16 protein-coding genes, 1 tRNA gene and 1 pseudogene are annotated in these 19,415 nt (G+C 40.6%); 16 read left to right on the top strand and 2 right to left on the bottom strand.

All coding sequences use genetic code 11. The features are described 5' to 3' along the window. The first annotated feature begins 14 nt into the window (after positions 1-14). The 11 genes from HMPREF0669_RS10310 to HMPREF0669_RS08095 all read left to right on the top strand — a co-directional run bounded on the left by HMPREF0669_RS10310 (position 15) and on the right by HMPREF0669_RS08095 (position 10,367). Positions 15-206: a hypothetical protein gene (locus tag HMPREF0669_RS10310; protein ID WP_156860573.1), complete on the top strand. Its 192-nt coding sequence runs from the start codon at positions 15-17 to the stop codon at positions 204-206. A gap of 195 nt (positions 207-401) precedes the next feature. After that, complete coding sequence (locus HMPREF0669_RS08135; protein ID WP_020967340.1) at positions 402-2,225, top strand: phosphoethanolamine transferase; 1,824 nt, start codon at positions 402-404, stop codon at positions 2,223-2,225. Between the two features lie 163 nt (positions 2,226-2,388). After that, positions 2,389-3,450 (top strand): acyltransferase, encoded by a 1,062-nt coding sequence (locus tag HMPREF0669_RS08130; RefSeq protein ID WP_009227949.1) that lies wholly within the window; start codon positions 2,389-2,391, stop codon positions 3,448-3,450. Continuing rightward, positions 3,431-4,459 carry an acyltransferase gene (locus HMPREF0669_RS08125; RefSeq protein ID WP_020967339.1) on the top strand — a complete coding sequence of 343 codons (1,029 nt, stop codon included), beginning with the start codon at positions 3,431-3,433 and terminating at the stop codon, positions 4,457-4,459. Before HMPREF0669_RS08130 ends, HMPREF0669_RS08125 begins: the two co-directional genes overlap by 20 nt. Further along, positions 4,456-5,334: a decaprenyl-phosphate phosphoribosyltransferase gene (locus tag HMPREF0669_RS08120; RefSeq protein ID WP_009227951.1), complete on the top strand. Its 879-nt coding sequence runs from the start codon at positions 4,456-4,458 to the stop codon at positions 5,332-5,334. Before HMPREF0669_RS08125 ends, HMPREF0669_RS08120 begins: the two co-directional genes overlap by 4 nt. Before the next feature lie 169 nt (positions 5,335-5,503). Continuing rightward, complete coding sequence (locus tag HMPREF0669_RS08115) at positions 5,504-6,112, top strand: HAD family hydrolase (RefSeq protein ID WP_009227953.1); 609 nt, start codon at positions 5,504-5,506, stop codon at positions 6,110-6,112. Beyond that, entirely contained in the window at positions 6,078-6,479 is a 402-nt protein-coding gene (locus HMPREF0669_RS10365; protein WP_009227954.1) for a GtrA family protein, read from the top strand. The genes HMPREF0669_RS08115 and HMPREF0669_RS10365 overlap by 35 nt, the downstream gene beginning before the upstream one ends. A gap of 47 nt (positions 6,480-6,526) precedes the next feature. Next, complete coding sequence (locus HMPREF0669_RS08105) at positions 6,527-7,993, top strand: DUF6080 domain-containing protein (RefSeq protein WP_009227955.1); 1,467 nt, start codon at positions 6,527-6,529, stop codon at positions 7,991-7,993. A gap of 381 nt (positions 7,994-8,374) precedes the next feature. Next, the gene (locus HMPREF0669_RS10600) at positions 8,375-8,482 is read left to right on the top strand and encodes a DUF6486 family protein (RefSeq protein WP_020967338.1); all 108 of its coding nucleotides are present in this window, start codon (positions 8,375-8,377) and stop codon (positions 8,480-8,482) included. Positions 8,483-9,225: 743 nt separating this feature from the next. Next, positions 9,226-9,307, top strand: a tRNA-Leu gene (locus tag HMPREF0669_RS08100). Between the two features lie 400 nt (positions 9,308-9,707). After that, a complete protein-coding gene (locus HMPREF0669_RS08095; RefSeq protein ID WP_020967337.1) occupies positions 9,708-10,367 on the top strand; it encodes a DUF4840 domain-containing protein in 660 nt (219 codons plus the stop codon). Positions 10,368-10,446: 79 nt separating this feature from the next. Here the strand turns inward: HMPREF0669_RS08095 and HMPREF0669_RS08090 are convergent. Then, positions 10,447-10,707, bottom strand: a pseudogene (locus HMPREF0669_RS08090) (M15 family metallopeptidase); the annotation flags it as partial. Between the two features lie 311 nt (positions 10,708-11,018). On the opposite strand from HMPREF0669_RS08090, the gene HMPREF0669_RS08085 reads away from it, so the two are divergent. The 5 genes from HMPREF0669_RS08085 (at position 11,019) to HMPREF0669_RS08065 (ending at position 18,428) form a co-directional block, all read left to right on the top strand. Next, positions 11,019-11,459, top strand: coding sequence for a hypothetical protein (locus HMPREF0669_RS08085; RefSeq protein ID WP_009227959.1), 441 nt, complete (start codon positions 11,019-11,021; stop codon positions 11,457-11,459). Positions 11,460-11,634: 175 nt separating this feature from the next. Continuing rightward, positions 11,635-15,303 carry an efflux RND transporter permease subunit gene (locus HMPREF0669_RS08080; RefSeq protein WP_009227960.1) on the top strand — a complete coding sequence of 1,223 codons (3,669 nt, stop codon included), beginning with the start codon at positions 11,635-11,637 and terminating at the stop codon, positions 15,301-15,303. A gap of 138 nt (positions 15,304-15,441) precedes the next feature. Further along, a complete protein-coding gene (locus tag HMPREF0669_RS08075; protein WP_009227961.1) occupies positions 15,442-16,734 on the top strand; it encodes a TolC family protein in 1,293 nt (430 codons plus the stop codon). Positions 16,735-16,745: 11 nt separating this feature from the next. Beyond that, the gene (locus tag HMPREF0669_RS08070) at positions 16,746-18,008 is read left to right on the top strand and encodes an efflux RND transporter periplasmic adaptor subunit (RefSeq protein ID WP_009227962.1); all 1,263 of its coding nucleotides are present in this window, start codon (positions 16,746-16,748) and stop codon (positions 18,006-18,008) included. A gap of 96 nt (positions 18,009-18,104) precedes the next feature. Then, positions 18,105-18,428, top strand: a complete 324-nt coding sequence (locus HMPREF0669_RS08065; RefSeq protein ID WP_020967334.1) for a heavy-metal-associated domain-containing protein — start codon at positions 18,105-18,107, stop codon at positions 18,426-18,428. A gap of 104 nt (positions 18,429-18,532) precedes the next feature. On the opposite strand, the gene HMPREF0669_RS08060 is transcribed toward HMPREF0669_RS08065, so the two are convergent. Beyond that, entirely contained in the window at positions 18,533-19,207 is a 675-nt protein-coding gene (locus HMPREF0669_RS08060) for a M15 family metallopeptidase (protein ID WP_009227963.1), read from the bottom strand. Positions 19,208-19,415: the final 208 nt, after the last annotated feature.

Genomic DNA, 19,415 nt, shown 5'->3' with positions numbered 1-19,415 from the left:
GAGCTGTTTACTATGTGAATCGTAAACAGCTCTTGCTTTATGCTCACCGCAGTGAACCAAAGTCAAGAGCCATTAGCATCCCCACTAAGAATCAATCGTTTAGTCATCTATTTAGAAACACAGTGCTTTTAGCCTCTAATCTCACTGCTTTTACACTGCAATATCATTGTGTTTACACCCCTAAAGCAATGCTTTTATCATCCTAAACAAATGAACTTTTTCTACAACTTTCAACTCAATATATTTTAAGTGTCGAATAGTTGCTAATCAACTCTTTTGCATCTCGTTTTTACTCAATATAGAATTTACTGAAAGATGTTCGTTTTCAATGCCCATTTTTACTTGGTGATATGATAAAAAAACATTATTTTTGTAAACTAAATAGTAATTATCCATAAGAAATGAAGAGCATCTTTCAACGCCTTGCACGCATTATTTTAGCTCCAATCCAACTAAATTTTGTGTTCTTTATCTTTATGTATTTCCTTGGATGGCTGTGCTCTTGGGACACACTTCCTAATGTATGGTGGATGAAGCTGTATAAGAATTTGTATTTAGAGCTATTCGTCGACCTCTATTTGGTGTGCGCTTTCCTTGCCCTTTTGCCCCTCAAAGTGCGACAGATAGTGCGTTTTCTCTTCTATATCATAGGTTATTGCATCGCAATAGTAGATGTTTACTGCTTCACTAAGTTCGATTCTACCCTCAATCCAACGATGTTATTGCTGATGTTTGAAACCGATTCACGAGAAGCAGGCGAGTTTCTTCGCTCGTGTTTGTCGGCAGATGTCTTATTAGGTGGTGTGGGTCACATTCTTCTTCTCATGCTTTTCAATATCGTTTTGGCATTCCATCACTCGTTACTAAAGCTTTTTAGCAAGAATAAAGTGGTAAGCTCGTTCATCGAAAAGCTGCGTAATATCTTCGTAAAGCCCTTCACTTCATATATAACAGCAAGTGTTGTAGCTCTTTGTTTGGTATTGGCTGTTGTCACAACAGCGCATAATAAGGGCAAGATACATAAGCTTTTAACCGCCCAAAACATTGGAGATGCCGAACATCAGCTAACAGGAAACGACCATGCCGAACTTTATCTCCCCCTCTATCGTTTAGCGTTCAGCTTGTATGCCAATTCACTTGTATCGCAACAGCTCGACCGTTTGATCGAAGTTTCAAAGAAAGTAGATGTAGATAGTTGTGAGTTCACCTCGCCAAACATCGTTCTTATCATCGGGGAAAGTTATAACAGACATCACTCTTCGCAGTATGGTTACATCAAACCAACCACTCCTCGACAGATAAAACGACAGAAACAGGGTCGCTTAATACCCTTTACCGACGTGGTAAGCCCATGGAATTTAACCAGTTTTGTGTTCAAACACATCTTCTCTACCTACACCGTTGGCGACAAAGGAGAGTGGTGCGACTATCCACTTTTTCCCGAATTGTTCCGTAAAGCGGGCTATCATGTCACCTTCATCACCAACCAATTCTTGCCCAAAGCAAGCGAAGCGGTGTACGATTTAAGTGGAGGTTTCTTCTTAAACAATGCAGAATTGAGTAAAGCTCAATTCGATACACGCAACGATAAGCTACATACTTACGACGAAGGACTGCTTCATGAGTACGATTCTTTAAAGGAACAAAGTGGCAAGAACAATCTTTTCATCTTCCATTTAATTGGTCAACACGTTAATTATCGTCAGCGAAGTCCTAACGATAGGAAGAAGTTTAAGGGCGAAGACTATGAAGAAATGAAGCCCAACCATAACAATAGAGAGCGCAGAATATTATCCGATTACGACAATGCGATCTTGTATAACGACTCAATTGTTGACCAAATTATCCGTCGTTTCGAGAAAAAAGAGGCCATAGTGATATATGTTCCCGATCATGGAGAAGAGTGTTTTGAAGGCGACATGCATTTCTTTTGTCGCTTACACTCGGCTAAAATAGATGCACGTTTGGCGCATGCAGAGTTCGATATACCCTTTTGGATCTGGTCTTCGACCAAGTATTCGGTTCGACATCCAGAGATTGTGCGAGCCATTCGCAAAGCTCGTAACCGCAAATATATGACCGATGCTCTGCCACATCTATTGCTTTACTTGGCTGGAATCAAAACAAGTGCCTACAAAGAGCAACACAATTTAATTTCGCCCAACTACAATGAGCAGCGCAAACGCTTATTAAAAGGAACGACTGACTACGACGCTTTGAAATAAAAAGCATTACTTTTAGCCTGCAATAGTATTGCTTTTAGGTGCTAATAACATTGCTTTTGCATCGTAATTGCATAGCTTTTAGTCATAGTAGAAAAGTTCTTCGATTGTAATAGAATAAAAGCGTCTTTTAAAAGACGATATAACAAGGTTTGAATAAAAAAAAATGAGTGCCGAAAAAATACAAAATAACTCAGAATCAATAGTAAATAGTGGTGCCATTCGAGGTCTTGCAATCCTCGGAATCATTCTTCATAACTATTGTCATTGGCTTAGTGGCATTGTAAGAGAGAACGAATACACTTTTAAAAGCAACAATGTTCAAGGCATGTTGCATACTTTTGCCTCGCCCGATAGCAACTTTTTGTTGCATATCATATCGTTCTTTGGACACTATGGCGTGCCCCTTTTTCTCTTTTTAAGTGCTTATGGACTCGAAAAGAAATATGCTTCGCAACCCCAAAGCGTTCCTTTGGCAGGCTTTATGAAGCACCATTTTCGCAAACTTTGGGGCATGATGACTGTGGGTTTCGCTGCTTTCACCATGGTAGACCTCATCACTCCAGGTTCATATCACTACACTTTGGGCAATGTTTTGGGGCAAATAACCATGACCAATAACCTCTTTACCAACCCAGATAGAGCCATTTGGCCAGGTCCTTATTGGTTCTTTGGTTTGATGTTGCAACTCTATCTCATTTATAGAGTAGCGATTTTTCGTCGCAGTTCGTGGGTGGTTGTAGGCTTAATTGCACTTTGTTGGCTTGTGCAAGCTGTGTGTTTGCCCACATCCGACATGCTCAATCAGTTGCGTTACAATTCTATTGGAGGCATTTTGCCCTTTGGTTTAGGCATACTTTATGCACGATTTGAACCTAAAATCAATCTTTCTACCTGCTATCTTCTTGCTATCGGCTCGTTGGTGGGCATCTTTTTAGGTAGTTTGCACTATCAAACATGGTTTGTTGTGCCTGCTTTTGTGTGCGTTTTTGGACTCACTTTTGTTCGCATTTTGCCCCAAGTGCTTCAAAATAGCTTAGCTTGGGTAGGCTCAATATCGGCTGCTTTGTTTGTAAGTCACCCCATAACACGAAAAATATTCATACCAATTAGTCGACAAGGCGATGTATATTCGGGCTTATTACTTTATTTCTTAGCCTCAATAGTCGTAGCCATTGTGTTTAAGCACCTAATAAAATTGGTTTCAGATGAGTTGTTCAAGAAATAGAAATGGCTTTACTTCACATCCAGTTTCGATAGAGCTAATCAGCAAATATCGCACAGAATTAATGGGAATAGCAATGCTTTTAGTTGTTCTTTTCCATGGTTATGTGCCTCAAACAAGTTGGTTTTATGGCTTAAAGCGAATGGGAAACGTGGGTGTCGATATCTTTTTGTTTCTTAGTGGCATTGGTCTTTGGTTCTCATGGCATAGTCGTCCCAATCTAAAACACTTCTACAAGCAACGCTTTTTGCGTGTTTATCCCACTTGGTTGCTATTGGCTTCGTGCTTTTATGGCTTTCATTTCTACCACAAAAGCGGTTTTAGTAAGGATGTGTTCGACCTCTTAGGCGATGTAATAGCGCACCTCGACTTTTGGTTACACGGCGAGTTAACCTTTTGGTATATACCTGCTTTGATGGCATTATACCTCATTTCGCCCTTCTATATCCAACTTGTTAACCGCAACAGGCTCTACACTTGGCTGGCAATAGTGCCCATAGTGTGGTGTTGTGCCGTTGCTTGGATACCCTTTTTGCATCACACTTTGTGGCATTTAGAAATCTTTTGGAGTCGCATTTCGATCTTTCTCATCGGCATTAACATGGCTCCTTACATTCTTCAAAAAAAGACATTTGCCCCCAACACACGCCCTCTTTTGTGGATAATGTTCCTTTTTCCGCTTGCCATAGCCTGCTATTTAGAGCAATGGGAACATGGACATTACCCCTTATTCATCAACAGAATGTTGTATATTCCAATCACTATTTCAGGTGTTTTGCTAGCCAGTGAGGCGTTGCACCACACCAACAAGGTGGTAAAACAATGTTGGGCGTTCTTAGGTTCGATAAGTCTTGAGTTGTATTTACTACATCTCCACTTTATATTGGTGCCCCTTCAGCGACACCATCTCCATTATTTTGTAACCCTTGTGTTGTGCCTTGCCATCAGTATTCCATTGGCAATGCTTGTTCAACGCATCGTTTCATTCACATTAAAACATATCAATAGATGAAATCAATCGTGCAGTTAACACGCCCACACCAATGGGTAAAGAACATATTTGTGCTGTTGCCGTTGTTTTTTAGCGGTAGTCTTTTTCACTCAACAGCCCTTTATAGCAGTGTGATAACCATGCTTTCGTTTTGCTTTATCGCCTCTTCTGTTTATTGTTTCAACGACATCTACGATGTAGAGGCAGACAGAAAGCACGATGTGAAGTGCGCTCGTCCTATTGCATCGGGCAGAGTTTCGATTACAACCGCCTATCTTTTAATGGCGTTGATGTTGGCAATTGGCGTGTCGTTGACCTTTCTTTTGCCCGAAAATAGATATGAAACGCTCGGCATTTTGATGTTTTATTATGGAATGAATCTATGTTATTGCGCCAAACTAAAGCAATATGCCATTATAGATGTGTGCATTGTGGCATTTGGGTTCGTGCTAAGAATCTTGTCGGGAGGTGTTTCTTCAAACGTAATGTTAAGTAAATGGATTGTATTAATGACCTTTCTTTTAACCCTTTTTCTTAGCTTTGCCAAGCGAAGAGACGATGTGTTGAGAATGAATGAGACTGGCGAAGCACCCCGAAAGAATACCATTAGATATAACACCACATTCATTAACCAAGCCATAACCATCACTGCTGCGGTGACATTGGTGTGCTATATCATGTACACTGTATCGCCAGAGGTGCTCGAAAGGTTCAATACCGAATACTTATATCTCACTTCTATTTTAGTACTTATCGGCTTGTTGCGCTACATTCAGCTCACTGTTGTAGACAAAAAGAGTGGCGACCCCACCAAAATTCTATTGCACGACCACTTCACTCAAGCTATTGTTGTGGCGTGGGGAGCGTCGTTTGCCATCATTATATATTGTCTATAACAAACCACTTCAATTGAAACTGCTCTGCAAAAGCACTGATATTATACTGTAAAAGCATTGTAGTTGCATGCTAAAAGCAGCTCTTTTACCTCTCAAAAACAATGCCCTTGCAACACAAAGGCGCAACAGCCCATAAACAAAGACTTTCAAGAAGGAAAACAAAAAGATGATGAACGAGAAAAAAAAACTCATTACCACCGACTTCGATGGAACGCTTACCACACATGACACCTTACTTCTTTTTATTCGATATGCCAAAGGAACGAAGGCGTTTTACAAAGGATTCATTGCCCATTTGTGGTTACTTGTGTTGATGAAGCTGGGTTGGAAGAGCAACGAGAAAGTGAAAGAACAACTCTTTTCCTATTATTTTAAAGGCACAGACATCAATGAGTTTAATGAAATATGTTGTAACTTTGCCCACGAAAACAGCTCTATTATGCGCCCCCAAGCCCTCGAAATGCTACGAGAAGCACAGCAAGAGGAGGCGGTTGTGGCAGTGGTTACGGCAAGTATCGATAACTGGGTGAAGCCTTTCTTTAACGAAGTGTGCCCCAATGCCATTGTGGTGGGAACACAAATTGAGGTGAAAGACGGCATTGTTACTGGCTCGTTTGCATCGAAAAACTGCTATGGTGCCGAAAAGGTGAATAGAATTAAAGAGCTGTTTCCTGCCCGAGAACAATATCACATCACTGCTTATGGTGATAGTTCGGGCGATAGTGAAATGCTAAAATATGCAGATGTTCAACATTATAAACCATTTAGAACCCAATAAACGCAAGGCTCTTGCTGAAATATTGCGCTTTGTTTTGGTGGGAGGAACTGCCACTGTGTTGCAATATGCCATTTATATTGTGGCATTAAAGGCGATGCATCACAACTTGGCTTTAACACTGGGTTATGTCATTAGCTTTATATTTAACTTCTTTGCAAGTACTTATTTCACTTTCAAAGTAAAGGCAAACGCTCGCAGAGGTATGGGTTTCGCCTTGTCGCATGTGGTGAACTACTTTATGCAATTAGGTGTTTTAAATGCCTTTTTATATATAGGTGTACCGCAAAAACTGGCTCCTTTGCCCATGTTTGCAGTGTGCGTGCCCATCAACTTTATATTGGTTCGCTTTTTCTTAACTAAGAAATAGCCTACAACTATCTATTGATAGATTTATATAAGTAAAATAATTATCCAATGAAAAAAATCTTTTCATTATTCAAAATACAGAAAGAAGAACGCCTTTTGGTACTTTTCTTCTTCATTGTTTTGGTGGCTTTAAATGGTTTAGTGATCAATCTTTACTATGATAAGTTCACTCCTTTTGCCCGATTCTACTGGCCTTTATTCATCAGACACTTTCATGTTTCGGGCTTTGACCCCATCACTTACTCGATCATTAGCGACTGGTGGGCTGGCTATAACGTATATCGTCACCCCTTGTTGGCGTTCTTTATGTATCCGTTCTACCTGATTAACAAGCTGTTAATGTATATAACGGGCATCAATTGCGCCATTTTCATTATGCCATTTCTGCAAACTTTCTGTGGAATATACGGCTTTGTGTTCTTCTATCGCATATTGCGCTCATCGTTGAAACTACGTCGCTTCGATGCAAGTTTGTTGACTATAATGCTCTTTTCGTTTGCTTATATCTTACTTTCGTGCATCGTCCCCGACCATTTCATTATGTCGTTCTTTATGCTTGTATTCACTTTGTATGTGGCTTCGCAACGAATGGACAAACAATTGCTATTCACTAAGACGCAAACCATTTTGCTCTTCGTGGTAACGGGAGGTATTTCGCTCAACAATGGCTTAAAAGTTTTCTTGGCATCTCTATTTGTTAACGGCAAAAAGTTCTTCAATTGGCGTCACCTTCTCTTAGCTATTATCTTGCCATCTGCAGTGATGTGGAGCGTAAGTAAGTGGGAATACAAAGTGATGGTGTGGCCCGTTGAAATGCAACGAAAGACTGATAAACAAAAGAAGGACAAGGCTTTAAAGGCAAAGCAGATTCAAAAGAAACTGCAAGAGGCACGAAAGCAGAAGGAAAAAGAAGAGGTTTCTACAAAGGAACTGCTTTCTTTTAACTCGCAAGTGCAGAATAAGCAGGATTCGGTTGCTAAGCCTGTGCAAAACAAAACCAACGGGGTGAAGAAGAAAAAGCAGCCTAAGCAGGGCGCACCTATTAGCGAAGGGCAGTTTATGAGATGGACGGATGTCACCACATCTCGCACCTCTTCTATTGTAGAAAACCTGTTCGGAGAGGGCATTCAGCTTCATCAAGACCATGCTTTAGAGGACGTTTTGCGCAATAGACCAATGATTGTGCCTTACAGATACATCTTTAATTACGCCATAGAAGGACTTCTTTTGGTGCTGTTCTTTGCTGGTTTGTTTGCTGGTCGCAAGCAAAAGCTCATGCAATTGTGCGCTTCGTGGTGGCTATTAGATATGGTGTTGCACGTGGGTTTGGGCTTTGGTATCAACGAAGTGTATATCATGACGGCTCATTGGGCATTCGTTATTCCTCTTGCTATCGCTCATCTTTTCAGGTTAATGCAGGGCAAGGCGTTATCGATAGTGCGTGTTGTGGCAGTGGTTATCACGCTGTTCTTGTTCTTATGGAACGTGAACTGGCTGGTGGTGAACTTGATTTAGTGAGACTTTTAGATAGACTTTAATAGGTGAGGGGGCTTCCTTTGCACTCTTACACCTTATATAATATAGGGCAATCTGCTGTTCTTTAAAATGGAATGGTGGGTTGTTTTTCTTTTGATATGTGTGTAATTGGGTTGTTGTAACATTCTTATAACGAACTAATTGCACGATGATATACACTTTGATACACTGCTTTTATGGTGCAACAAACAGGTTGTTGTACTAATTTTGTGGTGCAATAGAACAACAACTGGTTGCACATCATTCATTAATAACCAATAAAGAAAGGAGGAAAGTATGGCATAATACGATCTAAAACCAATGCTCATGCGAGCAAATAAGAAAAACATTACATTTTAATAACCTTTAAATTGAATAAGTATGAAAGCAGAAAAGAAGAGTATTTTCTCTATTATTATCAAAGTGTTGATCGCTATTTCAACCGCATTATTAGGCGTTTTGAATAATAATGAAGCAGAAAGTAACTGAATGAATCATTGTTCTTTGAACATAAGTGTAAGGAGATAAGCATCTAATACACACCAAAATGAAAAGCAATAGGGGTGAGTTCGCATCTCGAAAGATCAGTATTTACGATTGAGGCGATGAACTCTTACATCGCAAGAACATAAAAGATGGGTAAGCATAAGGTATCAACTACTGAGCTTACCCTTTTCCTTTGTTTCATTATTTTACTCTCTAAAGCAACAAATTTCAACAAGAAATAATAACGTCATATACAAAATAAAAAAATAAGTTCAGTAATTATTACAGATAATAAAAGTGTGTATATATCAGTTACAAATAGAATTTATTCTCAAAAATATAAGCTTAAATGAGAAAAATAAAAGAATAATAAGATTCTTCTATACATCCTTAAAACATCCTTACTTTAGCTCTTACAATTATATTTCTTGCATCTTATTTATATATTTATTGCCTGTTACTTATGTATTTATTGCTCATTATCTTTATATTTATTGCCTGTTACTTGTGTACTTATTGCTCATTATCTTTATATTTTTTGCTTGTTACTTGTGTACTTATTGCTCATTATATTTATATTTGTTGCTTGTTACTTGTGTATTTATTGCTTATTATTGATGTATATGTTCCCTTTTTCTCTCTGTATATATCTTCCTTATTTTCTAGATAACATATCACTTCGATCAAAAAAAAATATGAAAGTCTTGCTATATCACAGAAAATGTATTACCTTTGCAACGCATTAAGCCCAGATGGCGGAATCGGTAGACGCGCTGGTCTCAAACACCAGTGGAGCAATCCGTCCCGGTTCGACCCCGGGTCTGGGTACTGATAACGACTGATAATTCATCAATTATCAGTCGTTTTTTTATTTTATACATCTTAATAAGATAAAAAGAAGAAAGAAATTTTATATCATAATTCATATTCTGAGACTTAGAGAGCTTGCTAAAGGCACTTATAATTATTTTTAATTAGATCCCCAAATTTCCCTTTTCTTTTGATCCTTACAACTCACAAACCTCACCTTTCTCCCCTCAAATTACAAAATATGGAGGTTTTTGCATTGCCTTTGCAAAAAAAAAAGTATATTTGTAGCAAAAAACGAGGCTGACCCAATAAAGAGATTTCACATTTTGATAGTACCAATCTACATGAAACGAGGAACCCCTTGCATTATGCCAGCATTCATAAAAAGTAATATTATCAATTGAAACTCATACGAATTATGAAACAACGATCATTTATTTTATTCGTCTTAGCAGTGTTTTGCATCGGTTTGATGTCGTCTTGTGATAATGACAACAATAACGATGTTCGAGTATTGACCAAAGAAGAGAAAGCAAGAGCTTTGAGTCTTACCCTTGGAGAATATACAACAGGCATGACCTTTGTGCTTAATCAGCCTTCTAAACCAGGCTCGAAGTATAACAAAGTAGATACTGTTCGCAACATAAAGTGCAGAGTGGCCAACGATACAACGCTCACCATAGCTTCTATTCCTATGCGAGCTTTGACCGATTTTATTGAAGACAGCAATTTGAAAGCAGCCTTAAATCAGGTAGATGAACAGCCACTTACTTGTAAAATCAACTTCTACGACGATGCTCCTATTTGTTTTCTTATAACTAAAATACAGCCTCAAACCTTCAAAGTAACATACGGAGGCAAGCAACACATAGTGGTTCAAAACTATGATGTGGCAGCTCCTTGGTCGTGGGGATATTATGATTACAAGTTTTCTAAGGATCTTTTTGCGGTTGTTACCACTGGAAAGTTGACCTTAGATGGCGTAGAAGTGCCCCTACAAGCTACTACTATTGCGGTGAATACAACGCCCGACAACATCTATAGCATAGACCTTTTACGAGCAAAATATAAAATGTAGACCACAAAATGAGTGGTAACTTCATCAATAACTAACCATCATTCGTATAAAGTTACCATTCAACCTCTTTTCTAAAAAACTATTTCACCACCTTAAAGAATTGTTTTGCTTGGGCACGAGTCCTAAAATTAAAGTGCCACCACTCTGTTCTCAAGGGCTTAAAACCAGCATGTTGCATCACCAAACGCAAGAGTTCACGATTTCGTTGCGCCTCTTTGGTGATGATTCGTTTTGCCACTAAGTTGTTTTCATTGTCTACATGCGATGCGAGCGACATGTGATCGACCTTCGTTCCCATTGTGATCGTGTCGCCATTGAGCTTACAAATGCTGATATCCACTACCTTCAATTGATTTCTATTCGACCATCAACAGAGTAAAAAGATCTTATCCTTTTCAAACATTCATCTAACTCTTTGATTATCAAGCACAACACAATCAATAAACAAGAACTATGCTTTTAGCTCACAATAACAATGCTATTAGCTTTCAAAAGCAACGCTATTACATCTCAATATCATTGCTTTTCGCATCGAACGGATTTGACATACATCAAAAACATCTCTCTGTTTTAAGAAAAAAAACGAAAAAACAATATTATAATAAGATATTTACTATTTTTGTAATCGTTATATTTTAAATTGTTTTTAGGTTGAAACGCTTATTCACATACATCATTATTTCACTTTTATTGGTGAGCACCACCGGCTTAAATGTTGGTGTACACTATTGTGGTGACATGTTTGTTGGTGTCATTGTGAATGGTGTTAGCGTTACAACTAACGATGTGCAGGGAATGGAAAACTGCATGGACGACAACAATCAATGTAGCCATTGCAAAACCATTCACCACAAATATAAAGTTGTTTCTCAGTTTATGCAAGGTCAACAGGTGCACACTGCGCCTCTGATTAGCGTAGATAATGGCTTTATATGTGCGCTTCCTGCAAGCAAACTTCTACCCCTTATTGTTGTAGAGGAGGGCAACACGCTACCCAAACAGCGATGGCGAACACCCTATAACCCCAAAGATTACAGTCGAAATAGTGGTTTGAGAGCACCTCCAAGCAGTGCCCTCACTGCTCGTGTGTAATGTTGCAAGGGGCAAAAATATCCCTTTATGCCCTTTTCTTCCTTTATTTTAAGCGAGTGTTTTAGTTATAATTGTTTATAACGAACGGTTTCCTTATGCCTTGATTCATCTTCATAAGAGATGCAAACAGGGCATATATCCCTTTGATAGATTTATCATTTATATCAATAAAACGATGCTTAATAAAATCATTAAATATTTCATTGAGAACCGATTTATAACGGCTCTCCTTCTCATTGCAATCCTCGTTGGAGGCGTTGTCACTGCTCCCTTCGAGCTGCCGCATAGCTTTTTGCCTCGAAACCCAGTGGCAGTAGACGCTATTCCTGATGTAGGCGACAACCAACAGATTATTGCAACCGAGTGGATGGGACGCTCTCCTAAAGATATTCAAGAGCAAATTACCTATCCTTTAACCACTTCTTTGCTCGGAATTCCTGGTGTAAAGACCATTCGTTCGACATCAATGTTCGGCATGTCGTTCATCTATATCATCTTTGAAGATGATGTTGAGTTCTATTGGAGCAGGTCAAGAATATTAGAGAAGCTCAACTCTTTGCCCCCAGGTCTGTTGCCTTCGGGTGTTCAACCCACGTTAGGTCCCGACGCAACTGCGCTTGGTCAGGTGTTTTGGTACACGCTTGAAGGACGTGATACCAAAACAAATAAGCCCTCAGGAGGCTGGAATCCTGAAGAATTACGCACTATTCAAGACTTTTATGTGCGCTATTCGCTTAGCTCTGCCAATGGAGTTTCCGAAGTTTCGTCGATTGGTGGATATGAAAAAGAATATCAAGTAGACCTCGATCCCAACGCTATGAGGGCTTATGGAGTAGACCTTACAGCTGTAATGAAGGCGGTGAAAGATGCCAATATCGATGTAGGTGCTGGCACTTTTGAGGTGAATGAGGCGGAATATCTTATTCGTGGACTGGGCTATATCAAAGATCTTAAAGACTTAGAAGAGGCTGCTATCACAGCAAAAGATGGCATTTCGGTGCGTATTAAGGACGTTGCTAAGGTGACATTTGGCCCTGCAGACCGCCGAGGAGGACTCGATAAAGAAGGTCAAGAGGCTGTAGGTGGAGTCGTAGTAGCACGCTATGGCAGTAATCCTATGCACGTTATCAATAACGTTAAGGCTAAGATTGAAGAGCTAAAGGTGGGCTTACCAGAGAAAAAACTAAAGGATGGAAGCATATCTAAGGTTACTATTGTACCCTTTTATGATAGAACTCAGCTGATAAAAGAAACCATTGGAACCTTGGAAAGTGCCCTTTCTCACGAGATCTTGATATGTATTATCGTGGTTTTAATCCTCGTTTTCAACCTAAGAGCATCGGCAATCATTGCCAGTATGTTGCCTCTTGCAGTGCTAATGACCTTTATTATCATGAGATTAGCCAACATCGAGGCCAATATTGTGGCGCTTTCGGGTATCGCAATCGCTATTGGTGTGATGGTAGATGTGGGAGTTGTGCTGATGGAAAACATCTTAAAGCGGCTCGAACCCATTCAAAAAGCCCACAAAGAGATATATGGAAAAGAATTAGAAACACTGATATTAGAGGCTGTTAACGAGGTTTCGGGAGCTGTTTTCACTGCTATGGCAACCACAATTATAAGCTTCTTCCCTGTGTTTGCTATGGAAGCGCAAGAAGGAAAGATGTTTCATCCATTGGCATTCACTAAAACTATTGCCCTTGTGGCATCGCTCTTACTCGGCGTTTTGGTGCTTCCTACATTGGCATATTGGGTCTTTTCGTTCAAAACACCCCGCAAATTGGGTGCTCTACTCATTCGTTTAAAACCTCAACGCACCTTCACTTGGCACAATAAAACCATCACAATCAATCAAATAATGATTGCCATTGCGGTGCTTTTAGCCATCTATCTGCTTGCAGAAGCATGGTTGCCATTAGGCGCAAACAGTGGAATTGTGGTGAATGTAGTGTTTGTTGCGTTGATAGTTGGTGTGATATTGGGCTTTTTATGGCTGTTGGTTATCTACTACGAACGCATTCTTCGCTGGTGTTTGGCACATCGATTGGCGTTTATGTCGATACCTGTTGCCACGCTCATTGCAGGCTTTTTGGTTTGGAAAAACACGGGAAAAGAGTTCATGCCCACGTTAGATGAAGGCTCATTTATGCTTATGCCCACCTCAATGCCACACTCGGGAGTTCAAATGAACATTGACTATAGCCGACAAATAGACCGCCGTGTGAGCGCAATACCTGAAGTTGAGATGGCAGTTGGTAAGTGGGGAAGAGCCAATTCGGCATTAGATCCAGCCCCAATACAGATGTATGAGACCACAGTTAACTATCGTTCTGAATACATGCTCAATGAGATGGGACAGCGACAACGCTTTAAAACCGACTCAAAGGGACGTTTCGTGCTCAAAGGAGGCGGTACTTATGACCCCGAAAAGGGCTTTAGAATAATTCCTAAAGATAGCCTAATTGCCGACAATAGCGGTTCTTATTTCCGCCAATGGAGAAAGGAAATACACACAACCGACGACATTTGGAACGAAATAAGCAATGCTGCTACACTGCCAGGCATCACTGGTGCGCCCAAACTTCAGCCTATTGCCACCCGAATGGTGATGCTTTCTACAGGCTTAAAGGCTCCTATAGGACTCAAAATATTTGGCCCCGACCTTGCATCTATTGAGAAAGCGGGTCTTCAACTCGAGCAAGCTTTGAAGCACATCGACAACATTAACCATGCAAGTGTGTTCTACGACAGAACCGAAGGTGCACCTTATGTAGAGATAAAGCTCAACAGAGAGAAGCTTGCAAGATACGGAATAAAGGTTCAAAACATGCAAGATATCCTCATGACAGCCATTGGTGGCATGTCGGAAGGAACGACTGTTGAAGGCAGAGAGCGTTTTAATATCAGAGTAAGGTATGCAAGAGAGCTTCGAGATAAGCCCGAATCGTTGGGCAATGTGTTGATAAGTGCGTCGGACGGAACGCAGATTCCGCTCTCACAACTTGCCGATATTGAGTTTAAAAAGGGTGCAACTATGATTAAGAGTGAGAACACTTTCTTACTGGGTTACATCACTTTCGACAAGAAAGACAATACAGCCGAAGTAGATGTGGTGAACAATGCCAAGCAAACGCTCGACGACTTGGTGGCTAAAGGCAAGATTGTTCTACCTAAAGGAGTGACCTATCAGTTTACAGGAACATACGAACAAGAGGCTCATGCCACACAACGTTTGGCGTGGGTAATACCTATTACGCTCTTAATTATCTTGCTCATACTTTATTTTCAGTTCCGTTCTGTCACCGCATCTCTCATTCATTTCTCGGGAGTATTTGTGGCTTTTGCAGGCGGATTCATTCTCATTGGACTCTATTCGCAGTCTTGGTTCATGGATTTTACTATCGCTGGACAGAATATGCGCACGCTTTTCGACATCCACACCATTAACCTTAGCGTTGCAGTGTGGGTTGGTTTCATTGCATTATTTGGTATTGCCACCGACGATGGCGTGTTGATGGGAACCTATATCCATCAGGTTTTCGAGGAAGAGAACCCACAAACCAAACAAGAAATCATTGAAACAGTGGTGAAAGCAGGTCTTAAACGCATTCGACCAGCAGCCATGACAACTGCTTCTACCTTAATAGCTCTCTTGCCAGTGCTATCTTCTACGGGTAAAGGAGCAGACATTATGGTGCCTATGGCCATTCCTACTTTTGGCGGAATGCTCATTCAAACGATGACAATGCTGGTGGTTCCCGTACTTCAATGTTGGTGGCGTGAGAGCGTTTTAAAGAGAGAACAGAAGAGAGCGACAAAGCTATTAGAACAAAGGGACTGATACTTGGGCAACTAATAGTTGTGCTTTTGCACTGCAAACACAACGCTTTTACAACCCAAAGTCATTGCTTTTACAAGTTAATAGCACTGCTTTTAAAAATGAACAGATCAACAAACAAAATACAATCGAAAATTAGTTATGATTAGATATCTTTTAGGTTGCATGGCAATGATAACCACTTGTTTGTTAAAGGCGACTGCAACAACCAACACTTCTCAACCCGATAGCCTTGCGCACTACATCATAGTGGCTGCCAAGAACAATCCCGAAGTGGCCTCAGGCTATCACAAATACCAAGCCATAGTGATGAATGCCGAGGCAAGTGGGGTGCTACCCAATCCCGAACTCTCGCTAAGTGTCTACCCAAAGCCCATGACTCAGGAAAATGGACGACAGGTATTAACTGTGGGAGTGATGCAAATGTTCCCTTGGTTTGGCACACTTAAAGCCACGAGAACAATGAAAGAGAAACAGGCTAACGCTGCTTTTCAACAGTGGAGAGAGGCTGGAATAGCCCTAAGCTACACGGTTCAGCAACAATGGTATACCCTTCTTGCCAAAGAAGAGCAATTGAAATACATCGTTCAAAATCGTCAGTTACTGAACAACATCAAACAAGCCATGCTCTATCAGTATAAATCTTCGCTTGCAACAAAGGGCTCAAAGATGAGCGATCAACTCAGAATAGAGGCCGAAGACGCTGTTTATCAAGAGAAGATAGCGAGTATTCAAGACGAGATTAATGCTTTAAAGCAGCAGTTTAACTTGTTGCTTCACCGCCCAGAGAATAGTTTTATTGCCCTACCCGACACGCTTTTGGCTCGTGAAACGCCTTTTATGCAATGGCAAGAGGTGCAGAAAAATCACCCTGCTCTTGAGCAATTAGAAGCACAAAACGAGGCTTTCGTGGCACAAAAGGAATTGGCTCAGCGCAAAGGTATGCCCTCTTTTGCCCTCGGAGTGGAGTATATGGTGAATCAAAAGAACCCCCATCCGCTCTCAGGAGCAATGCCCGACATGAACGGAATGGATATGTTTATGCCCATGATGAAGGTTAGTTTGCCCATATATCGCAAGAAAGTGAATGCTGAAAGAAAGGCAGCTGAATTGCAAATACAAGCCACTCAAGAGGCTTATCTACGCAAAAAAGATGCTTTGCAAACCGAGTTTGTGGCACTTCAACAGCAAATGAGCGACGCAAAAAGAAAGATTGCACTCTACAATCATCAAATTTCTTTATTGAACAACACGCTCAACTTGCTTCAAACAGAATATATCAACGGATCGTCTTCGCTCACAGATGTCTTGCAAACACTAAGAGAACAGATCGATAATGAGCGCAAACGCTCGGATAGTGTGGCTGCTCTTTGCTTGTTAGTAGCGCAATATGAGAAGATGATTTCTAAATATGATTATAGTTCACAACAATAAATTACATCGATATGAAACGTAAAATACAAGATATTCTACAACAAAAACCTTGGTTAGGATATGCCTTTATATTAGCAATAGGCTTGCTTTTGGGCTTTGTTTTCTTTTCTAATTCAAGTAAAAAAGAGGGTCATCAACATACAGAAGCAGGCAAAGACGAGGTGTATACCTGCTCTATGCACCCCCAAATTAAACAAGATAAGCCCGGGAAATGCCCCATTTGCGGTATGGATTTAACGCCTCTTAAAAGCACATCGAATACTAAAAGCAACATAGATCCTAACGCAGTGATGATGAGTGAGGAAGCTATTGCATTGGCAAACATCGAAACTGAGGTGGTAGGAACGGGCAAAACGAATAAAGAAATACGTCTTTTTGGCAAGATAAGGCCCAGTGAACGCTCTCAACAAGCACAGTCGGCGTATGTCAATGGACGTGTAGAACGCCTCTATATCAATGCCATTGGCGATGTAGTTCATAAGGGACAAACAGTTGCTTTAATATATTCTCCAGAGCTATACACTGCTTCTCAAGAGCTTATTGCAGCCCTTTCGTACCCCGATTTGCAAAGGAAAAAGCTGGTAGTTGATGCCGCAATTGAAAAGCTTAAGCTGTTAAATGTGTCGCAAGGCGAAATCAATTCGATGATAAAAAGCGGTAAAGCCTCTCCTTATACCGCTATCAAAGCGAACGTATCGGGCACAGTTATCAGTAAAGATGTAGAGCAAGGAAGTTATGTTAAGCAAGGAGATGTGTTGCTACAAATAGCTAATTTGGGCTCGGTTTGGGCTGTTTTCGAGGCATACGAAACCGATTTGCCTTTCATTAAGGTTGGACAAACAGTGCAATTCACGGCAGAAGGGGCTCCAGGCACCACCTTTTCGGGTCGCATTTCGTTTGTAGAACCTGTGCTAAATGCCCAAACTCGCACCGCTGGAGTGCGTGTTGAGGTGAGCAATGCCAAAGGAGTTTTTAAGCCAGAGATGCTTATTTCGGGCGTTATCACAGCCAATTTAAATAAGTATAGCGAAGACATTGTAGTGCCAAAGTCGGCTGTTTTATGGACAGGTAAACGCTCTATTGTGTACGTTAAAGATGGAAGCAACGGCCATCCAATATTCACTTTGCGTGAAGTGACATTGGGTCCGACTCTTCCCGACGGCTATATTGTGACCGAAGGACTGGCTGATGGCGAGGAAATTGTTACCAATGGAGTGTTTGCTATCGATGCAAGTGCACAGTTAGACGGCAAACCTTCTATGATGAACAGATAGTTATTCAACCCAAATTCAACAATAAATAAAGAACAAAAATATTTAAGATGGCATTGCAAAATGCCGATATTATTCATCAATAAAACAATTATAAACATGAAAAAGTTAATTCTTTTAGCGGTTGTGGCATGCTCTTTTGTGGCTGCCAACGCAAAAACAGTGAAGGAAACCTTTAAAGTTGGAGGTAACTGTGAGACATGTAAAGAACGAATTGAGAAGACTGCAAAGGGCGTGAAGGGTGTTATTTCTGCCAACTGGAATAGCAAAACAAAGCAACTTGCATTGGTGTTCGACGACAAGAGCACATCGGTTGAAAAGGTTCAGAAAGCTATTGCAGCTGTAGGACACGACGCTGGCAACGTGAAAGCATCGAAAGCAGCTTACGATAAGCTTCCTGGTTGCTGCAAATATCAAAAATAATCTGCTTTAAAAGCAAAAGAAAAGTCTTATGCCCAACACGGTTTCGGCATAAGACTTTTTTCGTTTTTCGATGTAAGAGAAAGGCTCTCGTCAATAAAAGGCAACTATTTCACCACCTTAAAGAATTGTTTTGCTTGGGCACGAGTCCTAAAATTAAAGTGCCACCACTCTGTTCTCAAGGGCTTAAAACCTGCATGTTGCATCACCAAACACAAGAGTTCACGATTTCGTTGCGCTTCTTTGGTGATGATTCGTTTTGCCACTAAGTTATTTTCATTGTCTACATGCGATGCGAGCGACATATGGTCGACTTTCGTTCCCATTGTTATTGTGTCGCCATTGAGCTTACAAATACTGATATCCACTGCCAAACCATAGTTGTGAAGACCTCCTCCATTGGCAGGATTGCTCACATAAATGTCTTTAGAAGTGTTCTTAACCTTGTCCCACATCTTTTGTTGTATGCTCATTGGGCGAGTTGCATCGAAGATAATCAAGCTCAAATCGGGGCGCAACTCTTTTAGTTTTGCCTGAGCCTTTACCAATGCATGGGCTGCAAGAGGATGAAGATAAGCCTTCGTAAGGTCGGTATAAAGCACCTCACCTGTGAAGTTATTAGAGCGAGAATACATCAAACTCACTCGAATTGTTTTGTCGAGTGAACGAATATCTACCATTCCTTGTTGTTCTATCGACGTGTTGGTGTCTACCCTCTTTTGCGCATTCGCATTGATAGCAACGAGCAACAAGAAGAGGATTGAAGCGATTTTATTTTGCATAAAGATATTTTTAATTGATTATTATTCAGAAGTTCAACGAGCAGAGCAACATTCAACGAGCGCAATCCATATTTCTTCGTCTTTTCAACTCATATTCTTCCCCTTTCAAGAGCAGCGTTATTACACCGCAATAACAATGCTTTTTCGCCTCAAAATCAATGAGTTTGCAACCTAAAAGCAGTGCTATTGTAAGCCGTTGAAAATGAGC

Source organism: Prevotella sp. oral taxon 299 str. F0039 (assembly GCF_000163055.2).
Lineage (GTDB): Bacteria > Bacteroidota > Bacteroidia > Bacteroidales > Bacteroidaceae > Prevotella.
This window is presented reverse-complemented; position numbering and strand designations above follow the sequence as displayed.

Coding starts and splice junctions, on each gene's coding strand:
- HMPREF0669_RS08125 (WP_020967339.1), top strand. CDS start 3,431: ATGAGTTGTTCAAGAAATAGAAATGGCTTTACTTCACATCCAGTTTCG.
- HMPREF0669_RS08075 (WP_009227961.1), top strand. CDS start 15,442: ATGATTAGATATCTTTTAGGTTGCATGGCAATGATAACCACTTGTTTG.
- HMPREF0669_RS08115 (WP_009227953.1), top strand. CDS start 5,504: ATGAACGAGAAAAAAAAACTCATTACCACCGACTTCGATGGAACGCTT.
- HMPREF0669_RS08130 (WP_009227949.1), top strand. CDS start 2,389: ATGAGTGCCGAAAAAATACAAAATAACTCAGAATCAATAGTAAATAGT.
- HMPREF0669_RS08120 (WP_009227951.1), top strand. CDS start 4,456: ATGAAATCAATCGTGCAGTTAACACGCCCACACCAATGGGTAAAGAAC.
- HMPREF0669_RS08080 (WP_009227960.1), top strand. CDS start 11,635: ATGCTTAATAAAATCATTAAATATTTCATTGAGAACCGATTTATAACG.
- HMPREF0669_RS08070 (WP_009227962.1), top strand. CDS start 16,746: ATGAAACGTAAAATACAAGATATTCTACAACAAAAACCTTGGTTAGGA.
- HMPREF0669_RS08065 (WP_020967334.1), top strand. CDS start 18,105: ATGAAAAAGTTAATTCTTTTAGCGGTTGTGGCATGCTCTTTTGTGGCT.
- HMPREF0669_RS08105 (WP_009227955.1), top strand. CDS start 6,527: ATGAAAAAAATCTTTTCATTATTCAAAATACAGAAAGAAGAACGCCTT.
- HMPREF0669_RS08060 (WP_009227963.1), bottom strand. CDS start 19,207: ATGCAAAATAAAATCGCTTCAATCCTCTTCTTGTTGCTCGTTGCTATC.
- HMPREF0669_RS08095 (WP_020967337.1), top strand. CDS start 9,708: ATGAAACAACGATCATTTATTTTATTCGTCTTAGCAGTGTTTTGCATC.
- HMPREF0669_RS08135 (WP_020967340.1), top strand. CDS start 402: ATGAAGAGCATCTTTCAACGCCTTGCACGCATTATTTTAGCTCCAATC.
- HMPREF0669_RS10600 (WP_020967338.1), top strand. CDS start 8,375: ATGAAAGCAGAAAAGAAGAGTATTTTCTCTATTATTATCAAAGTGTTG.
- HMPREF0669_RS10365 (WP_009227954.1), top strand. CDS start 6,078: ATGTTCAACATTATAAACCATTTAGAACCCAATAAACGCAAGGCTCTT.